The 21040-nt window shown below is 61.1% G+C and carries 22 protein-coding genes; 9 read left to right on the forward strand and 13 right to left on the reverse strand.

Going from position 1 to position 21040, the window contains the following annotated elements:
* Positions 1–19 precede the first annotated feature (19 nt).
* The 6 genes from NH195_RS16665 to NH195_RS16690 form a co-directional block, all read right to left on the reverse strand.
* A complete protein-coding gene (locus tag NH195_RS16665; protein WP_066709539.1) occupies positions 20–478 on the reverse strand; it encodes a MarR family winged helix-turn-helix transcriptional regulator in 459 nt (152 codons plus the stop codon).
* A gap of 134 nt (positions 479–612) precedes the next feature.
* Positions 613–996 (reverse strand): acyl-CoA thioesterase, encoded by a 384-nt coding sequence (locus NH195_RS16670; RefSeq protein ID WP_066709541.1) that lies wholly within the window; start codon positions 994–996, stop codon positions 613–615.
* Positions 989–1402 carry a RidA family protein gene (locus NH195_RS16675; protein WP_066709543.1) on the reverse strand — a complete coding sequence of 138 codons (414 nt, stop codon included), beginning with the start codon at positions 1400–1402 and terminating at the stop codon, positions 989–991. The genes NH195_RS16670 and NH195_RS16675 overlap by 8 nt, the downstream gene beginning before the upstream one ends.
* A complete protein-coding gene (locus NH195_RS16680) occupies positions 1399–1830 on the reverse strand; it encodes an acyl-CoA thioesterase (RefSeq protein ID WP_066709545.1) in 432 nt (143 codons plus the stop codon). Before NH195_RS16680 ends, NH195_RS16675 begins: the two co-directional genes overlap by 4 nt.
* Entirely contained in the window at positions 1827–2567 is a 741-nt protein-coding gene (locus NH195_RS16685; protein WP_066709547.1) for an SDR family NAD(P)-dependent oxidoreductase, read from the reverse strand. Before NH195_RS16685 ends, NH195_RS16680 begins: the two co-directional genes overlap by 4 nt.
* Positions 2564–4849: a bifunctional salicylyl-CoA 5-hydroxylase/oxidoreductase gene (locus NH195_RS16690; protein WP_066709550.1), complete on the reverse strand. Its 2286-nt coding sequence runs from the start codon at positions 4847–4849 to the stop codon at positions 2564–2566. Before NH195_RS16690 ends, NH195_RS16685 begins: the two co-directional genes overlap by 4 nt.
* Before the next feature lie 254 nt (positions 4850–5103).
* Here NH195_RS16690 and NH195_RS16695 point away from each other — a divergent pair, with 254 nt between their 5' ends.
* Positions 5104–5523 (forward strand): acyl-CoA thioesterase, encoded by a 420-nt coding sequence (locus NH195_RS16695; RefSeq protein WP_066709553.1) that lies wholly within the window; start codon positions 5104–5106, stop codon positions 5521–5523.
* 25 nt (positions 5524–5548) lie between these two features.
* Here NH195_RS16695 and NH195_RS16700 read toward each other — a convergent pair whose 3' ends face one another.
* Genes NH195_RS16700 through NH195_RS16710 form a run of 3 tightly spaced genes read right to left on the reverse strand, consistent with a single transcriptional unit; the run spans position 5549 to position 8083 of the window.
* On the reverse strand, positions 5549–6034 hold the full coding sequence (locus tag NH195_RS16700) for a flavin reductase family protein (protein ID WP_066709556.1): 486 nt from the start codon (positions 6032–6034) through the stop codon (positions 5549–5551).
* Positions 6035–7261 (reverse strand): styrene monooxygenase/indole monooxygenase family protein, encoded by a 1227-nt coding sequence (locus NH195_RS16705; RefSeq protein WP_066709560.1) that lies wholly within the window; start codon positions 7259–7261, stop codon positions 6035–6037.
* Positions 7262–7306: 45 nt separating this feature from the next.
* Positions 7307–8083: an SDR family oxidoreductase gene (locus tag NH195_RS16710; RefSeq protein ID WP_066709562.1), complete on the reverse strand. Its 777-nt coding sequence runs from the start codon at positions 8081–8083 to the stop codon at positions 7307–7309.
* Between the two features lie 135 nt (positions 8084–8218).
* Between NH195_RS16710 and NH195_RS16715 the strand changes: the two genes are divergently transcribed.
* Entirely contained in the window at positions 8219–9223 is a 1005-nt protein-coding gene (locus NH195_RS16715; RefSeq protein WP_081423989.1) for an AraC family transcriptional regulator, read from the forward strand.
* Positions 9224–9238: 15 nt separating this feature from the next.
* On the opposite strand, the gene NH195_RS16720 is transcribed toward NH195_RS16715, so the two are convergent.
* Positions 9239–9790, reverse strand: a complete 552-nt coding sequence (locus NH195_RS16720; RefSeq protein WP_066709934.1) for a winged helix DNA-binding protein — start codon at positions 9788–9790, stop codon at positions 9239–9241.
* A 128-nt stretch (positions 9791–9918) separates the two neighbouring features.
* On the opposite strand from NH195_RS16720, the gene NH195_RS16725 reads away from it, so the two are divergent.
* The 3 genes from NH195_RS16725 (at position 9919) to NH195_RS16735 (ending at position 13563) form a co-directional block, all read left to right on the forward strand.
* Complete coding sequence (locus tag NH195_RS16725; RefSeq protein ID WP_066709566.1) at positions 9919–11007, forward strand: LLM class flavin-dependent oxidoreductase; 1089 nt, start codon at positions 9919–9921, stop codon at positions 11005–11007.
* A gap of 226 nt (positions 11008–11233) precedes the next feature.
* Positions 11234–12892, forward strand: a complete 1659-nt coding sequence (locus NH195_RS16730; protein ID WP_066709568.1) for a tetrathionate reductase family octaheme c-type cytochrome — start codon at positions 11234–11236, stop codon at positions 12890–12892.
* On the forward strand, positions 12892–13563 hold the full coding sequence (locus NH195_RS16735; RefSeq protein WP_066709570.1) for a cytochrome b/b6 domain-containing protein: 672 nt from the start codon (positions 12892–12894) through the stop codon (positions 13561–13563). The genes NH195_RS16730 and NH195_RS16735 overlap by 1 nt, the downstream gene beginning before the upstream one ends.
* 66 nt (positions 13564–13629) lie before the next feature.
* Here the strand turns inward: NH195_RS16735 and NH195_RS16740 are convergent, their stop codons facing one another.
* Positions 13630–14013, reverse strand: a complete 384-nt coding sequence (locus tag NH195_RS16740; RefSeq protein WP_066709573.1) for a hypothetical protein — start codon at positions 14011–14013, stop codon at positions 13630–13632.
* A gap of 152 nt (positions 14014–14165) precedes the next feature.
* Positions 14166–14735 (reverse strand): peptidoglycan L,D-endopeptidase MepK, encoded by a 570-nt coding sequence (gene mepK / locus NH195_RS16745; protein WP_066709576.1) that lies wholly within the window; start codon positions 14733–14735, stop codon positions 14166–14168.
* Positions 14736–15374: 639 nt separating this feature from the next.
* On the opposite strand from mepK, the gene NH195_RS16750 reads away from it, so the two are divergent.
* The 4 genes from NH195_RS16750 to NH195_RS16765 all read left to right on the forward strand — a co-directional run bounded on the left by NH195_RS16750 (position 15375) and on the right by NH195_RS16765 (position 19804).
* Positions 15375–17024 (forward strand): L,D-transpeptidase family protein, encoded by a 1650-nt coding sequence (locus tag NH195_RS16750; RefSeq protein ID WP_081423990.1) that lies wholly within the window; start codon positions 15375–15377, stop codon positions 17022–17024.
* Between the two features lie 137 nt (positions 17025–17161).
* On the forward strand, positions 17162–18223 hold the full coding sequence (gene lpxD, locus NH195_RS16755) for a UDP-3-O-(3-hydroxymyristoyl)glucosamine N-acyltransferase (RefSeq protein WP_066709940.1): 1062 nt from the start codon (positions 17162–17164) through the stop codon (positions 18221–18223).
* 106 nt (positions 18224–18329) lie between these two features.
* Positions 18330–18596, forward strand: coding sequence for an acyl carrier protein (locus tag NH195_RS16760; RefSeq protein ID WP_066709579.1), 267 nt, complete (start codon positions 18330–18332; stop codon positions 18594–18596).
* On the forward strand, positions 18593–19804 hold the full coding sequence (locus tag NH195_RS16765) for a beta-ketoacyl-[acyl-carrier-protein] synthase family protein (RefSeq protein ID WP_066709582.1): 1212 nt from the start codon (positions 18593–18595) through the stop codon (positions 19802–19804). Before NH195_RS16760 ends, NH195_RS16765 begins: the two co-directional genes overlap by 4 nt.
* A 79-nt stretch (positions 19805–19883) precedes the next feature.
* Here NH195_RS16765 and NH195_RS16770 read toward each other — a convergent pair whose 3' ends face one another.
* On the reverse strand, positions 19884–20558 hold the full coding sequence (locus NH195_RS16770; protein WP_066709587.1) for an invasion associated locus B family protein: 675 nt from the start codon (positions 20556–20558) through the stop codon (positions 19884–19886).
* Positions 20559–21040: the final 482 nt, after the last annotated feature.

A 21040-nucleotide genomic window follows, 5' to 3' on the forward strand; every position in this document is an offset into this window, starting at 1 on the left:
GCCAAGGCGCGCGCCCGGCTCAGTCCTTGTGCCGGATGTCGAGCATGATCGAAATGCCCCGCGCCGCGTCGGATTCCGAGACGTTCTCGAACATCTCGTCGATCCAGCCACGATGTTCGGCGGTCATTTCATCCATCAGCGCGCGGCCCTTGTCGGTGATCCGCACGAGAAAGGCGCGGCGGTCGCTTTCCATGGTCTGGCGTTCGGCCAGACCTTCGCCGACCAGACGGTCGACGACGCCGGTGACATTGCCGTTGGACACCACGAGATGCTGCGACAGCTCGCTCATCTTCATGCCCTCGGGCGTGGCGTGGAGGGCGGCCAGAACGTCGAACCGGGGCAGGGTGGTGTCATAGCCCTCGCGCAGTTTCTCGCGCAGATTGGCCTCGATATGGCGCACCGCCTTGAGCATCTGAAGCCAGAGCCGCAGCCGCTGCCGGGCGAGGCCTTCATCCGTTTCTTTCGTTTCGGTTGCCATTCTTGCCGCCATTCCGGCCTCCACTCGCACAGATGATTTATTTCATATATCGACTTTCAAAGCTGAGCGTAAAGCGAAAGCTGCATCTGCGGCATGAAAACGCCCGGCCCGAGGTATCTCTGTCGCGACAGGAATTATGAGAGTGGTTCCGGCAATTTGCGCGGCTTTCCCTCAGCATCGACCGCCACGAGCACAGCTTCGGCACGCAGCACCGGGCGGGATTCTGTGTCGGGTTCTGCCTCGCCCGATAGCGACAGTGTAAAGGAGCTGTTGCCACGGCGGATCAGGGCGGCGTGCATCACGAATTCTTCGCCGGGCGCGAGCGGACCGAGGAAGGTCAGCTCCTTGACGGAGACGATCATGACATCGCCCTGGGCGATTTTACGTCCCGCCAACCCGGCGGCATGGTCGATCTGCGCCATGAGCCAGCCGCCGAAGATGGTCCCGCGCGGCGTCACCTGATCGTAGGGCGCGACGGTGATGAGGGCCGGGACGGAGCTGTGGAGGGCCTCAGTCATGGGGGATGACGGCGGTGGCTTCGATCTCGATTTTGGCCTCGTCTTCCATCAGGGCGGCGACCTGCACCACGGCCATGGCGGGGAAATGCCGGCCGATCACCTCGCGATAGGCCGCCCCGAAGGCGCGCAGGTTCGCCAGGTATTCCTGCTTGTCGGTGATGTACCAGGTCAGGCGCACGAGATGTTCGGGGCGCGCGCCCGCCTCGGCGAGCACGGCGACGATATTTTCGAGCGTCTGGCGGAACTGGCCCGCCATATCCGTATGCTCCCACTCTTGTGCGCCGCTCCAGCCGACGAGCCCGCCGGTGAAGACAAGGCGGCCCTCGGCCAGTACGCCATTGGCATACCCCTTGGCCGGGACCCAGCCGTCGGGTTGCAGAAACATATGGGGGGTCAGTGCGGTCATGCGGTTTTCTTTCGGTCTTCTGGGAGGAATTCTGTAAGTTTGGTGCGCAAGTCGGCGGGCCAGGGCAGGGAGCGGCCGGTGTCGAACGCGGCGTAGACAACGGTGGCGTTGCAGCTGAAACGCAATTCGCCGCCCGAATGGCAGGTGATGTCCAACCCGGCGGAGGCGGTGCCGATCCGGGGGACGACCAGCGCGAAATCGAGCATGTCGCCCAGCCGCGACGGGTTGGAAAAGCGCACGGTGATCTCGCCCATCGGCGTGCCGAGACCCGCCGGGGTCATCTCCGCCCAGCTCGCGCCGAGCGCATCGGCGAAGAACCGTTCCTGAACGGCGGCGATCATTTCGAAATAACGCGGATAAAAGACGATGCCCGCAGCGTCGCAATGGTTGAATTCGACCTGACGGGACAGTTTGAAAATAGCGCTCATGTTTCTCCTCCGGAAACCGAAATACATTGTCCGGTGACCATATCGGAGCCCTCGCCGCAGAGCCAGAGCACGGCGCGGGCGACGTCTTCGGGCGGCACGAGGCGATGCATGGGGTTGGTGGCTTCGAGCGAAGCACGGGCCTCTTCGGGGGAGCGGCCGGTTTTCTCGACGATGTTGGCGATGGAGCGCGCGGTCATCTCCGTGTCGAGAAAGCCGGGGCAGATGGCGTTGACGGTGATGCCTTTGCGGACGAGTTCGAGGGCCACGGATTTGACCATGCCGACCACACCGTGTTTCGCCGCCGCATAGGGCGCGACATAGGGATAACCCTTGATCCCGGCGGTGGAGGCGATGGCGATGAGGCGGCCCCAGGGCTTGCCATGAAGCGCCTTTGTCCCTTCGCGCAGGGTCAGGAAGGTGCCGGTCAGGTTCACGTGCATCATCCGTTCAAAGTCGGCGAGTTCGGTTTTCGCGAAAGGCGCGCTTTCCGAAGCGCCGGCGTTGGCCACGACGATGTCGGGCTCGCAGGTGGCGATGGCGTCCGAGATCGTGGCCTCGTCGGTGATGTCGGCGACGGTGGCGGAGATGTTCGTATGGGTCGCGACGGCCTCCAAAGGGCCCGCGCGGCGGCCACAGATCGTGACCTCCGCGCCCGCGTCCGCAAGCATGGTGGCGATGACGGCCCCGACCCCGGAGCCGCCCCCTGTCACAAAGGCTTTCTTGCCCGCAAGCCTCATGACGCCATCGCTTTCGCCCGTTCGGCCAAGGTGTTGGCCTGACGCCGACCGCCCTCGTAGGGGGCAGGCCATGCCTGTTCCTCGTCGCCCAACTCGACCGCTGCGTGCAGCGTCCAGTAGGGGTCGGCAAGGTGCGGACGGGCCAAAAGCACAAGGTCCGCGCGCCCGGCCATCAGGATCGAGTTGACGTGATCCGGCTCGTAGATATTGCCCGCGACCAGCGTCGGCACATGGACGTCCTGACGGATGCGGTCGGCAAACGGCACCTGGAACATGCGGCCATAGACCGGCTGTTCGGCCTTGTCGGTTTGGCCCGACGAGGTGTTGATCGCATCGGCGCCGGCGGCTTTGAACAGGGCAGCGATTTCGACGGCCTCCTCGGGGGTGACGCCCGCGTCGCCCATCCAGTCGTGGGCGGAAATGCGCACGGTCATCGGTTTCGAGGCGGGCCATGCGGCGCGCATCGCCTCGAACACTTCGAGCGGATAGCGCATGCGTTTTTCCAGGCTGCCGCCATAGTCATCGTCGCGCGTGTTGGTCACGGGGGAAATGAAGGAGGCCAGAAGATAGCCGTGGGCAGCGTGCATTTCGATCATGTCGAAGCCCGCTTTGGAAGCGGCATGCACGGCCTCGACGAACTGGGCCTTGACCATATCCATATCCGTGCGGTCCATCGCCTTGGGCACCACATTGCCCTCCATCAGCGGGATGGCGGACGCCGACAACAGCGGCCAGTTTTCGCCTTCGGGCAGCGGTTTGTCGATGCCGTCCCATGCGAGACGGGTCGAACCTTTGCGGCCCGCGTGGCCGATCTGGGCGCACATCTTTGCGGGGGTTTCCGTATGGACGAACTCGACCAGACGCGACCATGCCGGGACCTGATCTTCGCCAATGCAGGGGCAGCCGGGGGTGATCCGGCCCTGCATCGAAACACAGAGCATTTCGGTGAAGACAAGGCCCGCACCGCCCTTGGCGCGCTCGGCGTAATGGATCAGGTGCCAGTCGGTCGGCATGCCGTCCCTGGCCTTGTATTGCGCCATGGGGGAGACGACGACGCGGTTCACCAGCTCCATGTCGCGCAGTTTGAACGGCGCGAACATCGGGCGGCGGGTGGAATTGCTTCCGGCCTGTTTCTGAAACCACGCTTCGGCAGAGCCCAGCCAGTCCGGGTCGCGCAAGCGCAGGTTTTCATGGCTGATCCGCTGCGAGCGGGTCAGAAGCGCGTAGTTGAACTGCATTAGATCGAGGGAGAGGTAGCGTTCCACCTCTTCGAACCATGTGGTGGAGTTGCGCGCCGCCGAGGTGACGCGGATCACCTGTAATTTGCGCTCGTCCTGATAGCTTTGCAGTGCGTCTTTCAGGGATTTGCCGGAGTTCAACTCGTCGGCCAGCATGATCGCACTTTCCATGCCAAGCTTGGAGCCGGAGCCGATCGAGAAATGCGCGGTGGCCGAGGCGTCGCCCAGAAGCACGACATTGTCGAAATACCAGTTTTCACAGGTCACGCGCGGAAATTGGATCCAGGCGGAGCCGCGAATGTGGTTGGCATTGGTCATCAGGGTATGGCCGCCGAGATGCTTGGCGAAAATCTTTTCGCACAGCGCGATGCTGTCTTGTTGCGACAGCGTTTCGAACCCGAAGGCTCTGTAGGTCTCCGGCCCGCATTCCACGATGAACGTCGCGGTGTCTTCGTCGAACTGATAGGCATGAGCCCAGATCCAGCCGTGTTCGGTATCCTCGAAGATGAAGGTGAAGGCGTCGTCGAACTTCTGATGCGTGCCGAGCCAGACGAAATGGTTCTTGCGCATGTCGATCTCGGGTTGGAACTTATCCTCGTAGAGACTGCGGGTCTTGGAATTGAGCCCGTCGGCGGCGACCAGCAGGTCGTGCGAGGCTTTCAGCTCTTCGATGCGTTCCGGCGTGATGTCGGATTCAAACGCGAGATGGACGCCCAGTTCGCGGGCGCGGTCTTGCAACAGAAGCAACATCTGCTTGCGGCCGATGCCGCAGAAGCCGTGGCCGCCGGAGGTCATCGCCTCATCGCCGCGCACCACCTTGACGTCGTCCCAATAGGCAAAGTGATCGCGGATCATCTTCTCCGATACCGGATCGTTGTCCTCGAAATTGGACATGGTTTCGTCCGAGAGCACAACGCCCCAGCCGAAGGTGTCGTCGAAGCGGTTGCGTTCATAGACGGTGATCTCATGGGCTGCATCGCGCAGCTTCATCGAAATGGCGAAATAGAGGCCGGAGGGGCCGCCGCCGAGAATGGCGATCTTCATGGCGCATACTTTCCCTGTTTGGTTTTGTTTAGATTATCTGTATTTAAAAATACTTCAAGACTAAAATAAATATCGGGCCAAAAAATTCAAATCATGAAAACATCAATAAAATAAGGGCATAAATTTTGTTTTTAATGGATGTCACAGATATTCTTGACCTGTTTAATTTTGTGCATAATGTTTAGATATAAAGTAATATTCCGCGAGCGACTCGGGTTTTCGGGTCTACGCTTGCATAACGAAAAGGACGCGTCATGCCCTTCACGATTCAAAAACCCATGCGCTTTGGTGATTGCGATCTGACCGGGATCGCCTATCACCCGGCCTATCTGTCGATGCTGGTCGATGTGAACGAGGCGATGTTCGCGTCTTTCGGCGTGACCTGGAAGGAGCTGATGTTCGAGCGCCATCTTGGGTTGCCGTCGGTCAAGATGACCATCGAGTTCAAGAAACCCGCCGTCTATGGCGATGTGCTCGAATTCAATGTGCATGTGCGCAGGATCGGCAAAAGCTCGCTGGATCTCTACACGGTGGTGACGGCCAACGGCGATGTGCTCTGGACCATCGAACAGTTGATCGTGATGACCTCGACGACCGATCACAAATCCCACCCCTGGCCGGAGGATTGCCGCGCGGGGCTCTCCCGCTATCTCCATCCGGAACTGGCACAATAAAAAGGCCCCCGCGGGGGCCTTTTCCTTAGACGGTTTCAAGGCGCCGAAATCTGGACCGGGCGTAGATCAATGCCTCGCCCTCCCGCAGTGCCGCATCCTCGATCGCGCCGATGAACACCATATGGCTGCCATTCTCGCTCGACGAGGTGACCCGGCAGGACAGGCTTGCCAGTGCGGTTTCGAGCCGGGGCAACCCTGCGGGACATGTGATCCAGTCCGAGGCATCGAATTTCCCGATCCCCGTCGCTCCGGTTGCTCCGGCAAAACAGAGCGCCAGATCGGTCTGATCCGCACTCAGGAGTTGCACGGAAAATCGACCCGAATGCTGGATTTCCTGACAGGTCCCGGTCTTGCGATTGACACAGACCAAAAGCGACGGCGGGCTGTCGGTGACCGAACACACCGCCGTCGCCGTGATCCCGCGCCTCAAATCGCCTTCCCCGGTGGTGATCAATGTCACCGCGCCGGGGAAGAGGCCCATGGCCTGACGGAAGGTCGCGACATCAAGCATTCAGGCGGCCTGAAGGCTGGTGAGATAATCTTCGGCGGCCGCCGGATCAGCGAACCACGGGAAGAAATCGCGCGGATCGTCAAAGCCGTTGGCAATCCGGTGCGCCAGCCCCGGCAGAACCTGCGCCGAACCCATGATGTTGAGCACAAAGGGCGGCGGCAGCAGCATCATATTGGTCCAGCGCACGACCCATTGCGCATAATCCCAGAAGCGTTCGAAGGTGGCGCTCATCCACGCCTCGTCGAAGGGCTTGTCGCCCTGCGCGAGAATGGCGTCGAAATAGACCGCCGCCGCCTTGGCCGCATTGTTGGCACCTTGGCCGGTGATCGGATCGTTGAGGCAGACCGCATCGCCGAGGCCCAGCACCTTGGCGCCCGAAGGCAGGGTGGCCACCGGTTTGCGCACGGTCGGCGGGAAGCGGCCCGCGAGAATGCCGTTGTCATCGGTCAGTTCGACGTTTTTGCAGCGGTCATATTCCCACGGCGTGAAGGTTTTCAGGATGTTGAGCGAGGTTTCGAGATGGGTGGCGGGGGTTGTTGCGTCCTTCCAGCAATCCATCGGGCCGCCGGGAACGCCTTCGAACACCATGATCTCGCAGGGGCCGGATTTTGTGAGCGCCGGGAAGACGAAATATTCGCCAACGCCGGGGATGAGGTTGAAATTCACCGCCGAAAAGTTTTCGCGCGGGGCCATACCATGGACATAGGTCAGCGCCAGCGCGCGCTGCGGCGCATCGAAAGGCGAGCGCTCCGCGTCGCGCTCAAAAAGCTTGCCGATCTCGCCCTTGCCGGAGGCCACCAGCACCAGATCGGCGCTCTTGGCCTCGTGTTCCAACATGGCGATGTCCGCCGTGGCAATGACCAGATTGCCGCCCAAACGAGAGAACTCTTCGAGCCAGCGCGGCATCTTCACCCGCTGGTCGATGGATTGCCCCTTGGCGTCGAGCTTGGCGGCCCATTCGACCGCCTTGCCGGGGCCTTCGGGGTTGGGCACGGTGAAGGAAATGCCTTCGACCGGCGGGCAGGTGTCTTCCCAGAAATTGATGCCAAGGGCGCGTTCGTGGTCCAGGGCCGCGTCGAACTGGCATTGCGACGACAAAACCCGGCCCGCAGCGATCTGATCGCCGGTGCGGTCTTGGATGATCTTGACGTCATAGCCCTTTTGCAAGAGCCCGATGGCGAGTTGCAGGCCCGATTGGCCGCCGCCGACGATGGTGATGCGTTTCATGCGCTTCTCTCCTGTTGTGTTTGTTTTTGCTTGGGTTTTATCGGATCAGTCCATCAGGCGCGGGATCGCCGGAAGCTTGCCTTCGGGGCCCATCGCCGTATAGCCGCCATCGACGCGAATGTCGGTGCCGGTCACGAAAGACGCCTCGTCGGAGCAGAGGAACATGATCGCCTGCGCCACCTCTTCCGGGTCGCCGACGCGGGGGAAGAGGTGGTAGTCCGCGCCGACGGCGTCGGTCTTTTCGCGGTCGCCGCCGGTCAGGCTGTCCATGATGTTGGACCAGGTCCAGCCCGGCGAGACCGCGTTGACGCGGATGCCATCGGGGGCGAGATCCATCGCCTGATTGCGTGTCAGTTGCAGGATCGCTGCTTTCGACACCGGGTAAAGCCAGCGCCCGGTCTGTGCCACGCGGGCCGAGATCGAGCCGAAATTGACGATCGCGCCCTTGTTCTTCGCAAGCTCGGCGCGCGCCGACTGCATCAGCATGACCGAGCCGACAATGTTCACATCCAAAGCTTCGAGCCATTCGGTCCGCGTGCTCTCCGCACCGTTGTCGAGATAGGTGGCGACGACATTCACCAGAAAGTCAATCCGGCCATAGGTCTCCATCGCGGTGGCGACGATCCTGGCGATGTCGTTATCCGAGCGGATATTGGCCTCGACAAATGTGATCCCGTCGGCTTCGAGCGCCGCGCCGCCCTTGGCGTCAATATCGGCGACAATCACCTTCACTCCGTGCTCGCGAAAGCATTTCACCACGGCAGCGCCAATTTTTGTGGCACCGCCGGGCACAATCGCGACTTTGTCCTTCAATCCGCGCATCTGCGTCTCCCTGTTTGTTATGAATTTGTAAAAAACACTTGCCTGCCACACCCGGGCGCGCGCTATCCTGATTGCGTCCGGCCTATCCGGAATGCGCAAATATTTACTTCACTCTTGAAGCAAGTCGGGGGTGCCATGTCCCTTGGTGGGATGCATCAGATCCATGGGCGGCCAGAGGCCCTTCCGCTGTCCGCCTCGCCGCTCTTTGCCTCCACCGATGTGGACGAGGCCCGCGCGCGGGTGGCGGAGGTCTATTGCGATCACCGGCTCGATCCGATGGGGCGCGGGCGGTTCGAGGCGCGGCACAACCGGCTGTCGGGGCGCGCTCTGTCGGTCAATGTGATGACCTATACGGCGAAGACGATGATCACGCCCGGGGCGCTGCGCGACTTCTACCTGTTCCAATATCCGCTCTCCGGGCATGCCTCGATTGCCAACGGCACGAACTGCCACGAGATCGGCGGCGGTCGTGGCGGTGTGGTGAATCCGGAAGAGGATACCTGCATGATCTGGGGCGAGGGCTGTGCGCAGTTGATGATCCAGGTCCGGCGCGAGGCGCTGCAAAAGGCGGCGCGGAGCCATTTCGGTCTGCCGACGGGGCAGAGCCTGCGGTTCTCAGGCGCTAATGACATGCGCGCGGGAGAGGGCAAGGCCTTCCTTGGGCTGTTGAGCTATGCGATGAGCGGCGAGGGTCTTTTGGGGGCGGGAGGGCTGATGGGGCAGCAATTGGAGACCATGCTGATGGTCGGGTTGTTGCAGACCCAGCGGCACAATCTTTCGGATCGGGCGGCGGAGACCGGCGGGCCCTTGCCGCGAGCGGTGCGTCTGGCGGAGGAATATATGCGCGCGCATCTCACGGAGGCGATCACGCTCGAAACGCTCGCGCGTGCGGTCGGGGTGAGCGAGCGGGCGTTGCAGGCGGCGTTTCGGGCCGGGCGGGGACGCTCCCCGATGACGGTGTTGCGCGACCTGCGGCTGGAGCGCGCCTGGCAGGAGCTGAGCCATCCGGGGCCTGCCACCCGTGTCACCGAGGTAGCGATGCAGCTCGGGTTCTTTCATCTCGGGCGGTTTTCCGAACAGTACCGGCGCAAATTCGGCTGCACGCCCAGCGAGACCTTGCGGGGTGCGGGGCGGCTTTGAGAGCATCGGCTCTGATTATCGCCTGTGCGTGGCAACTACGCGCGAGGCCTCTTCGTAAATCCCCGACAGCATGTTGAGCGTGCGTGAGACCTCTTCGAGCCTCTGGGCGAAATCCGGCATCTCGCGCAATTCCTTGACCAGCAGACGACGGCGGATCTCGGCATAGACATCGGTGGTGGATTTGCCCTTGTCCGTCGCCTCATAGGTCACGCCGGTGCGGCTTGTGCCCTGTTTGGTGATGAGCCCGGCTGAGACCATTTTTCTGAGTGAATACTGAATGTTGGGAATGTCGTCTCGATTGCTGAGCCGGGCCAGTTCCTTGATCGACTTTGGGCGGTCGTTCATCCGGATGATGTGCAGAAGCGCATTCTCAGGCCCGCTCAGCGTCAATCCGGAGGCGGCAATCAGGCATTCCGCCTGCCAGCGTCCAAAGCTTTCGAAAGTGCGCATCAGGGCGAATTCCATCTCCGTCGTGGCGATTTCCACATCGTCGGAGGAGAGGTGCCATTTGAAGTCGAGCCCGCGTGGACCTGTCTGTTCGTCGCTCACCGCTGATCCCTTTTTCATCACGCACATTATTGCCCCAGTCTTTCCTGTCATGAGGCTTGACACAAGAGGCGTTAAAGCTTCAAGTTTTAAATAAAAAATCAAAGCAAAACTCGAATCAAACGTAACGACCAACAGGAGACACACACATGGCACACAACAAGATGCTTCAGAGGGAAGGCTTCAAGCTCGGGACGTTCTCGTCGAACTGCTCCTCGGGCATGACGGTCAGCAAGGCCCCCGAACGCTGGGTCAATAGCTGGGAGAACAATCTCGAACTCGGCAAGATGCTGGATGAGGCGGGCATGGATTTCATTCTGCCGATCGCGCGCTGGATCGGCTATGGCGGCGAGACGGATTTCCACGGCGGAGTTCTCGAAACCGTCACCTGGGCGACGGCTTTGCTGGCGAATACCAAAGATATTTCGGTCTTCGCCACGATCCACACCACCGCAAACCACCCGGTCGTCGTGGCCAAGCAGATCGCGACTATGGACCAGATCGGACAGGGGCGTGCGGGGCTCAATGTGGTCGCCGGCTGGAACAAGCCGGAATACGAGGCGCTGGGGCTCACCCTGCCGGAGGATCACGAAACCCGCTACGGTTATGCGCAGGAATGGTTCGACATCGTGCAGAAGCTTTGGACCGAGAAAGAGCATTTCGATTGGGAAGGAGAGTATTTCAACCTTAAAGGGGTGAAGGGCGATCCCTGGCCGCTCAACGGCGAGGTTCCGATTCTGAATGCCGCCGGGTCGGGCCTTGGCCGCGAGTTCGCGACGCAGAATGCCAATTACCTCTTCACCCCCGCGATCGACCTCAGCCGTTCGGTCGGGGAAATCAGGGAGTTGCGCGAAAAGGCGGCGGGCAAGGGGCGCGATGTCGGCGTTCTGACCTTCAGCCATGTGATCTGTCGCCCGACCGAGGCCGAGGCGAAGGAATATCACGACTATATCATGAGCCAGATCGACTGGGAGGCGGTGGACAATCTGGTGAACCTGCAATTCGCCCATGCCCAGAGCTTCCCGCACGACCTTCTGGCACAGATCCGCAATGTGATGGCGCTTGGCCATGGCGGTTTCCCCTTGATCGGCACGCCGGATCAGGTCGCCGAGGGGCTGATCAGGCTGCATGACGCGGGTTTTGCCGGTACGACGCTGTCCTTCGTAGATTACGTCGAGGAATTCCCCTATTTCCGCGATGAGGTTCTGCCACGGCTTGCGGCTGCGGGCATCCGCTGAGCCGTTCTGTCGGTCCGCAGCGGGAAACCGGCCCTGTCCGCTTCGGTGGGCGGGGCTCTGCACCTGGTACAAACGGAATGTTGCAAGGTTTTGATTGGAAAATACGGTGATCAAGCGATTTTCAAAGATGCATTTGCGATAGATCAAAGAGGTTGCGCATACGCTCGTATTCACTGGGGTGAATTTATACCACGCACGAGGTGACTCGTGTGAATGGGAGGAGCACATGCACGCCAGCCGCAACACCACCGCGTTCGCCCGCCTTGCTTACAGCCTCGCGTTCGGCCTCACCGCCAGTGTCGCCTTCGCGCAGGAGGTGATCCCGCCCGTGCCCGGAGAGGGCTCGACGGCGGATCACTCGAAATTCGAGATCCTGCAGCAGGAGTTCAAGTCCGGCCCCGAAGTTACGGCGGCCTGTCTGTCGTGCCATACCGAGGCGGACGATCAGGTCATGCATTCGATCCACTTCCAGTGGGAATTCGACAACCCGGTGACGGGCCAGACGCTTGGCAAGTCCAAGGTGATCAACGCCTTTTGCGGCAATGTCGTCGGCAACGAGCCGCGCTGTACCTCGTGTCACGCGGGCTATGGCTGGGACGACATGCACAGCGCGCCGCCGCAGCAATCGACCGCGGTCGACTGTCTCGTCTGTCACGACCAGTCCGGGCAATATGCCAAGCTGTCGACCGGGGCCGGGCATCCGCCGCTGGGGGATGTTCCGGGCGAGCCGGTCAAGGGGCAGACGATCACCGGGGCCGATGCCTGGGCGGTCGATCTGATGAAATCGGCGCAAAGCGTGGGGATGCCGACGCGCGAGAATTGCGGCCAGTGCCATTTTTACGGTGGCGGCGGCGACAACGTGAAGCACGGCGATCTGAGTTCGGCGCTTTACGATCCGGACATCCACACCGACGTGCATATGTCGAAAGACGGCGCCAATATGGTCTGTTCCGATTGCCACACGGAAGAGAGCCACAACTGGGCCGGGTCGCGCTATCTGATGGACGCGAAGGACACCATCGGTACGGGTGAGCCGGGTGAACATCGGTTCTCCGCCTCTTGCGAAAGCTGCCACAGCGACAGCCCGCATGAGGGCGATCTCATGGCGATCAAGCTCAATGACCACGTCGACAAAGTCGCCTGCCAGACCTGTCACATCCCGGAATTCGCCCGCGGCGGCGTGGCGACCAAGACCTATTGGGACTGGTCCACGGCGGGGCGGCTGAACGCCGAAGGTCAACCGATTGCCGAACATAATTTCACCCAAAGCGACGGGCAGGAGTTGCACACTTACCTGACCATCAAAGGCGATTTCGAGTGGGGCGAGAATGTCGAGCCTTACTACGCCTGGTTCAATGGTGCGGTGGACTACACCCTGCCGGAAGAAGAGATCGACCCGACACAGGTCGTCGAGATCAACAAGGTGCTGGGCACGCCCGACGGCGAGGACAGCCGCATCTGGCCGTTCAAACGCATGGTCGGGCGGCAATCCTATGATGCGGGCTATAACAAGCTGGCCTATTCCCACGTCTGGGGACCGACCACGGACACGGCCTTCTGGACCAATTACGATTGGGGCAAGGCGATCGAGGCGGGAATGAAAGCCGCAGGCTCGCCCTATTCCGGCGAATACGGGTTCATCGACACTTATATGTACTGGCCGATCACCCATATGGTCGCGCCTGCCGACGAGGCGATGGATTGCGCCGAATGCCACGCGGAAGACGGGCGTCTTGTCGGCCTCGCGGGCGTCGTGATGCCGGGGACCAACCCGAATTCCATCGTCGGGCGCCTAGGCCAGCTTCTCGTGCTGCTCTCCGCGCTCGGTGTCGTCGGTCATGGCCTGTTGCGGCTCCTGTCGCGCGGTAAAGGAGGAACCCACTGATGTCCAAACGTTTCGTCAAGGTCTATCCCCGCTTCGAGCGGCTCTGGCACTGGACCCAGGCGCTGTTGATCGCGGTTCTGATGTTCACCGGCTTGCGGGTCAGCGGCGTGCATGAGCTTATCCCCTTCGGCCCGGCGGTCATGCTGCACACGCTCTCGGCTCTGACATTGCTGGTGGTCTGGATCTTCGCCACCTTCTGGCTGTTCACCACCGGCACCTGGCGGCAGTTCCTGCCGAAGGTCGAAGGTATGCTCGCCACCGCGCGCTACTATGCCTATGGCATCTTCAAGGGCGAGGAACCACCTTATCAGAAACAGATGCTGCGCAAACACAACCCCCTTCAGGCCGCGACCTATTTCGGGCTGAAATGGGTCGTCTTCCCGGCGATCTGGGTCTCGGGTATCATCTACCTGACCTATAATTTCTGGGACAGCGGGGCGGACAGCACCTTCGTTCTCGAAGTGGTGCGCAACATTCACCTGCTGGCGGCCTATGTGATCTTTGCCTTCGTGATCGTTCACGTCTACCTGCTGACCACGGGGCATGGATTCCGCGAACATGTCAAACCGATGGTGACCGGCTACGATTGCATTGAACTGACGCCGGAACAGGAGGCCTATCTCGAGAGCAACGAGCCAGGGCGGCTCAAACCGGTGGCGCCTGCGGAATAGATTGTCGGGACAGAGATAGAGACTGAGAAAACGGCACCATTTTGGTGCCGTTTTTGTTTGTCTGGATCACTTGGGGAGAACCACGGCAGTGCCTGAAACGTCGCGGCACGACCAGCTCAGAGGGCAGATGTGGGGCGCACCGATCTTTGCGTTGATCACGGCATCGGCGCCAAGCTCGGCGGCTTCGATCCGCAATTTCTTTTCTGCATCTGCAACCGATGGCGTCGGATGGAACGCGGTCACCTTGCCAACGCTGGCCTCAATTTGCCCAAGCTCCTTGTAGCGCCCGCCGTTGATCGTCGCGGCCTGGGTCAATGCGATCTGATCGACCGGCGTTGCGGAACTTTGTGCTGCGACAGCGGCTTGTTTGTCGAGCTGCCCCGGATAAGCCATGGGTTCAACACAGGCGGTCAGAAGCAACAAGGGCAGGGGGAGAAATCTCTTTTTCATCTCAAAGTCTCTTTCTGAAAGGGTTTTGCAGGTTCGATAACAGGACGAACCCGATGGGAAAGGTCATATAAATCTTTCACGAGCGGTTACCAACAAAAAAAGCCGCCCGGATGGGGCGGCTTTCCAAAGCTGTTCGGGATCAGCCTTCTGTCTCAACCGTTCCAGGTGCGGACCACGCCGCAATCCATGTGCACGAAGTTGGAGCCACGGTAGGTGCCCACGCCACCGGCGGAGCAGGATTTCGCAGCAGAGGCCATTTGCGACACCGAGCGCGACTTGAGGCGCAGGTCTGCGGCCTGACCCCGCATGTGCAGGGAGTTCTTGGCAACGCCGCCGGAGCGGGCGCGCAGCATGGCGTTGGTCTCGGGGGAGCGGTAGCCGGACAGGAGCATGTAGGGCTCGTCGGTTTCCATCAGGCGATGCGCGGCGGTCATGATGTCCACGGTGCGCGCGTCGATCGCCTTGAGTTTGGAATTGCGCCAGTCGCGCATGAAATAGGTGACTTCTTTGAGCGCTTCCGGGATGTATTCGCCTTCGACCCAGTAGATCGTGTCAATGCTCTCACCGGTGCGGCCCGAGTACATGTTGATGCGGCGGATGTCGCCGGAGCCGCGCAGGAAGCCAGCGGCATTGGCATAGACCGGAGCTGCGCTGATGGCTGTTGCTGCAAATCCGCGAAGAAGCCCGCGGCGTGAAATCACACCCGAAGTGGTTTTGGTCATTCTCAAAAGCGTCCCGTCGCTTACCTGTTCCCGCCTCATGCGGTCTTGCTGTTGCGTGCCGATTGTTTCGACACTTCTTGCCGTTTGTTTACGGCATTCTTTACCATGTTTTCGCCAGCACCATGACGGGTATCAAACCCGGCACGTTTTCTGGTCCTTTTGACCGGATTATGAAGGGTTTTGCCTTCGAACCCGTCGGACACACAGTAAAGTAACGATCTGTTCACCGTTCTGACAGCTTTATGGCACATTGCGATTCTTCGGCCAAGCATCGGTTTGCCCGGATTTGCCGGGAATGCGGGCGATCGGCAGTTTTTTGCGCAATTTGCAGCTATCCGCTTGTCTGTTGCCGGAAAAACACGCGGATTTGGCCGTCGAACGGAGCAAAAATGTCTCAATATTTGGGCATGGAACGAGGAACGGATGCTGTTTCGCCTTCCGGAAGAGGGCATTTCGATCAGGCTTTGCCGTGCAGCTTCGTGCGCGGTTTAAGGGGAAAGATGCCGTTTTCTTCCCTTATCTGTGATGTGTTGTGCTTTTGGCACATGTGTCCCCAGGGTGCATTCTTCCCCCTGACGCAAAGTCGCAATCTCCTGTAGGCTCGCTGAAATGACTGCTGAATTTTGTCCGAGGATCGCCATGCTGTTTGCCCCCTTGTTCCGGCTTCCGGCCTTTACCCGTCAGACCCTGAGTGCCGTGCTTCTGGGGACCAGCGTGAGCGTGGCGGCTTTGCCGATGGCGCCGATGCCCGCACAGGCCGAACAGATACCGGCGCAACAGGTCAGTGCGCTGATGCAATCCATCGCCGAGGCGGCGGCGTCCTCGAAGGACCTGTCCGAATTCTATCGCGCCACCGGTTACAAACCGATCTTCACCGACAACAGCGCGCGCGCCAAAGCCCGCCGTCAGGCGCTGCTGCGTGCGGTGCAGGCGGCGCCGGAAAAGGGCCTCGCCCCCTATGACACCACGCTGCTCGAAGCCAATCTGCGCGCGATCAAGTCCGACCGCGATCTGGGCCGCGCCGAAGTCGCCATGGCGCAGCTCTTTCTTGATTACGCCCGCGACATCCAGACCGGTCAGTTGATCCCGTCCCGCATCGACGCGGGCCTGGTGCGTCAGGTGCCTTACCGCGACGGCGTGCAGACGCTCACCAATTTCGTGAAATCCAATCCGCAGGCCTATCTGCGCAAACTGGAGCCCGGCTCGCCGGAATATGCGCGCCTTCTGAAGGAGAAGGCAAACATGGAGCGGGTTCTGGGCGCGGGCGGCTGGGGGCCGACGGTGCCGGGATCGAAATACGAACCGGGCGAAAGTGGCAATGGTGTGATTGCGCTGCGCAACCGCCTGATGGCCATGGGCTACCTGCCGCGCTCGGCGGCGACCACTTACGATGCGGCGATGACCAAGGCCGTTCAGGTCTTCCAGGTGCAGCACGGGCTGACGCCGGATGGGGTCGTGGGGCAGGGCACGCTGGCCGAGATCAATGTCGGTCCCGAGGCGCGTCTCGCCTCGATCCTCGTGGCGCTGGAGCGTGAACGCTGGATCAACATGCCGCTGGGCAAACGTCACATCTGGGTCAACCTGACGGATTTCTCAGCCAAGATCGTCGACGACGGACGCGTGACCTTCGAAACCCGCTCCGTGGTGGGCCAGAACACCGGCGATCGCCGTAGCCCCGAGTTCTCCGACGAGATGGAGCACATGGTCATCAACCCGACCTGGAACGTGCCGCGTTCCATCGCCGTCAAGGAATACCTGCCGATGATGCAGCGCAATCCGAACGCGGCGGGCCATCTGCGCTTGGTCGACAGCCGGGGGCGTACTGTGAACCGGGCCAATGTGGATTTCTCGCAATACACCACCAAGACCTTCCCCTATGCGCTGAAACAGCCGCCCTCGGATGGCAATGCGCTCGGCCTCGTGAAGTTCATGTTCCCGAACAAGTACAACATCTACCTGCATGACACGCCGTCGAAGAGCCTGTTCGGTCGCGAAGTGCGCGCCTTCTCCCATGGCTGCATCCGCCTGCAACAGCCCTTCGATTTCGCCTATGCGCTTTTGGCCAAGCAGAGCAGCGATCCGGTCGGTCTGTTCCAGTCGCATCTGAAAACCCGTCAGGAAAACATCATCGAGCTTGAGGAACATGTGCCGGTGCACCTCGTCTACCGCACCGCCGTGACTCTGCCGAAAGGCGGCGTCGAGTATCGTCGCGACATTTACGGGCGGGATGCAAAGATCTGGGCCGCGCTGAAGGCCAAGGGTGTGCAGTTACGCGCGGTCGGAAGTTGAGATCTCGGCGGCGAACCTCCGAGAGGGCTCACGCCGCCGTAACAGTCGGAAACATAAGGGGGGCTTTGCGGCCCCCTTTGCTTTTCAAAACCGTCCGGAGCGCTTATGTCTTCCGCAAGATTGACGGAGACCTCATCATGCCCATCACCATCGCGGACCTCGCAGCTTCCCTCAATGCGCCTTATGCGGGCGACGGGAGCCTGATCGTTCAGGCCGCGCGCGAACCTCAGGACGCGGGCGAGGGCGATCTGGCGCTGGCGATGGACCCGCATTTTGCCGACAACATCGCCAAGGGCAAGGCGCAGGCCGCCGTGCTTTGGGAGGGCGCGGATTGGCAGGGGCTGGGGCTCAAGGCCGCCATTCTGGTGAAACGCGCGCGGCTGGCCATGGCCGGAGTGACGGCGGCCTTCGATCACGGGCTTGGGCTTGAGCCGGGGATTCACCCGACGGCGGTGATCCATGACACGGCAGAGATCGGCGAAGGCGCGGCCATCGGCCCGCTTGTGGTGATCGGCAAAGGGGCGAAGATCGGGCAGAACGCTAAGATCGCGCAACATGTGTCCATCGGCGCGGGCGTCACGATTGGCGACGATGCGCTGATCCATCCCGGCGTCAAAATCGGTGCGAAAGCCACTATCGGCGACCGTTTGATCGCCCAGCCCGGCGGCGTGATCGGCGCGGACGGATTTTCCTTCGTGACGCAGGAGAAATCCGCCGTCGAAGAGGCCCGTGAAAGCCTTGGCGAAACCGTCGAGGCGGCGGGGCAGGCCTGGATGCGGATCGCCTCCATCGGCTCGGTGGTGATCGGTGACGATGTGGAGCTGGGCGCCAATGTCACGATTGATCAGGGCACGATCCGCGCCACCCGCATCGGCAACGGCACGAAACTCGACAATCAGGTCCACATCGGCCACAACGTCGTGGTTGGCAATCACTGCCTTTTGTGCGGACAAGTCGGCATCGCGGGCTCGACCGTGATCGGTGATTATTGTGTGATGGGCGGGCAGGCGGGGGCCGCCGACAATCTCACCATCGGGCAGGGCGCGATCATCGGCGCGGGCACCGGCGTTTTGTCCAATGTGCCGAAAGGCAAGGCGATGATGGGCTACCCGGCGGTGGCGATGCAGACTCATGTCGAGATGTACAAGGCGCTTCGGCGTCTGCCGCGAGTGCTGTCGAAGCTGCGCGAGAAGGGCTGAGGCCCGGTCCGCTGCGTCATTTGATGGGGGCGTAAGGCAAAAACCTGTTTCAACCGGCGCCATTTCATTTTAAATCAGGCTCAAGTTTCGGATCGGAGGGGCGCATATGTCGCAGGATGTGAAAGAGAAGATCATCGAGATCATCGCGGAACAGGCGGTTCTGGACCCGGCGGATGTCTCGCTCGATCAGTCTCTCGAAGACCTTGGGATCGACAGCCTCGGGCTGGTCGAAAGCATTTTCGCCATTGAAGAAACCTTCGACATTACCGTGCCGTTCAACGCCAATGAACCGGAACAGTCGGAGTTCGACATTTCTTCGGTTGCCGCCATCGTGAGCGCCGTCGAAGCCCTGATCGCCGATCAGAAAGCATGAGGCGCGTTGTTATCACCGGGGCAGGCACGGTCAACGCGCTTGGCCTCGATGTGCCCTCGACGCTCAAGGCCATGGCCGAGGGCAAGAACGGCATTTCCGAACTGCAATTCCGTGACGTGGACCGGCTGTCGATCAAGATCGGCGGGCAGATTCACGACTGGGATGCCGAAGGCCGGTTCAATCGTCAGCAAATGGCGCTTTATGACCGGTTCACCCAGTTCACCCTCGTGGCGGCGCAGCAGGCGATCAGCCAGTCCGGCCTTGAGTTCGTCGGCGATCTGGCGCTGCGCTCCGGCGTGGTCTTGGGGACTTCCGGTGGTGGTCTGACGACGCAGGACGACAATTACCGCATGGTCTATGAAGAGGGGAAGAACCGGGTTCATCCCTTTGTCGTGCCCAAGCTTATGAACAACGCGGCCACGAGCCACGTCTCGATGGAATACAATCTCAAAGGCCCATGTTTCACGGTTGCGACTGCTTGTGCCTCCTCGAACCACGCCATGGGGCAAGCCTTCAACATGGTACGCCACGGGGTGGCGACGGCCATGGTGACGGGCGGTTCCGAGTCCATGTTGTGCTTTGGTGGCGTGAAAGCCTGGGAAGGGCTGCGGGTGATGTCGAAAGACGCCTGCCGTCCGTTCTCCCTCACGCGCAACGGCATGGTGCAGGGCGAGGGCGCCGCCGTGTTCGTGTTCGAGGACTATGACCACGCCAAGGCGCGCGGGGCGGAGATCCTCGCGGAAGTCATCGGTTTCGCCATGACCTCGGATGCCTCCGACATCGTCATGCCCTCGAAACAGGGGGCGGCGCGGGCGATCTCCGGTGCGATTCAGGATGCGCGGATCAACGCCTCCGACATCGGTTACATCAACGCCCATGGCACCGGCACGGCGGCGAATGACAAGACCGAATGCGCGGCGGTGGCTGACGCTTTGGGCGCGCATGCCGACAACATCATGATCTCCTCGACGAAATCCATGCACGGCCACCTGATCGGCGGCACCGGCGCGGTCGAGCTTCTGGCCTGTATCATGGCCTTGCGCGACGGTATCATCGCGCCGACGATCAATTACGAGGAACCCGACCCGGAATGCGCCCTCGATGTGGTGCCCAACGAGGCACGGGACGCGAAGGTCGATGTGGTGATCTCGAACGCGTTTGCCTTCGGTGGGCTGAACGCGGTTCTGGCCTTGCGCAAGGCGCCGTAAGCCTCACCGGCCCGTCTAGGATAAAGACAAACGCCGCCCGGATCGCTCCGCGCGGCGTTTGTCATGTCTGTCAGCGGGATTATTCCGCAGGCGCCGCATCCGGTGCGGTGGGGCCTTCGCCATTCTTGGCGGCTTCGTTCAACTCGGTCACCTTGGTGTAGCCCGCGGTGAAGCCGGACAGGGACAGTTTGAGTTTGACCGGGTTGTCGCCACGGCCCAGCGGCATGATCGCGACCATGCCTTCGTTGCCCTTTTTCATCAGGTCGATGTCTGCGGCGGTCAGACCGGCACGCACGTAACAGCCGATCTTGTTGCAGAACTGGAACGGGTATTTGCGGCCGTTTTCGCCATCGACGAACATGGCGAGCTGTGCGGTCAGCATGGTCTCGAGCGGCGTGGTGAAGGTCGCGGCGGCCTCGACATTTTCCTGGCCGACATGGAAGATCGCGACCTCTGCGACCTCGTTGCCCTCATCGTCTTTCAGGAGCTGATAGAGCGAGCAGGGATCGGGTTGCCCCTCGGGCGCCTTGAGGCAGCGGATTTCCCAGTCGCCATTGGTTTCCAGCGTGTAGGGACGGCCGACATTGTCGGCGGGTGCGGCGGTGCCATCGGGGTTCACGGGCGTGCCCGCAGACAAGGTGTTGTCCTGAGCGGCCAGAGGCTGTGCGAGGGTGAGCGCACAGGCGGTGACGGTTGCGAAAACGGAAAGTGTACGAGAGACGGAAATCATCATCTGTCCATTGCTGGTTATCATCGGTTGCTCCTGCTCTATCATGCGTATGGCAGGCTGTCAGGGGGGGGGCGGAATATTTTCGTGAGGCCGTGCCGGATGTTGGCACGCAGGCCAAGCTTCGCTCATGCCGGAATTTTCCATGCCGGGCCTCATGTCGGGACCGACGGGCCGAACAACAAAAGCCCCGGTTTCCCGAGGCCTTTGCGATCCAATCGCCACCTGTCTCAAAAACACAGGTTTCTATGGTTTTAACGTCTCCCCGTCGGACTTGGCCGACTTATTGGCAGGAACGGTATGACAGGATCGTGATGGCGTCAACGAAAAATTGCATGTCGGAAATTACGGTAAAATTCCACAAAATGCGGGACTTGCGTGCTGTCGTTGACGGCTGTCGCCCCGAGAGGATCGTTGTAGTGCGCTTCGGCGCAGAGGCGAAAAAAGCCGCACCCAAGGAGGTGCGGCCAGTCTGACAGGGAGGAAGTCATTCCGAACCGAAGAGGAGT

The sequence above is a fragment of the Celeribacter ethanolicus genome, from assembly GCF_001550095.1.
In the GTDB taxonomy this organism is placed as follows: Bacteria; Pseudomonadota; Alphaproteobacteria; order Rhodobacterales; family Rhodobacteraceae; genus Celeribacter; species Celeribacter ethanolicus.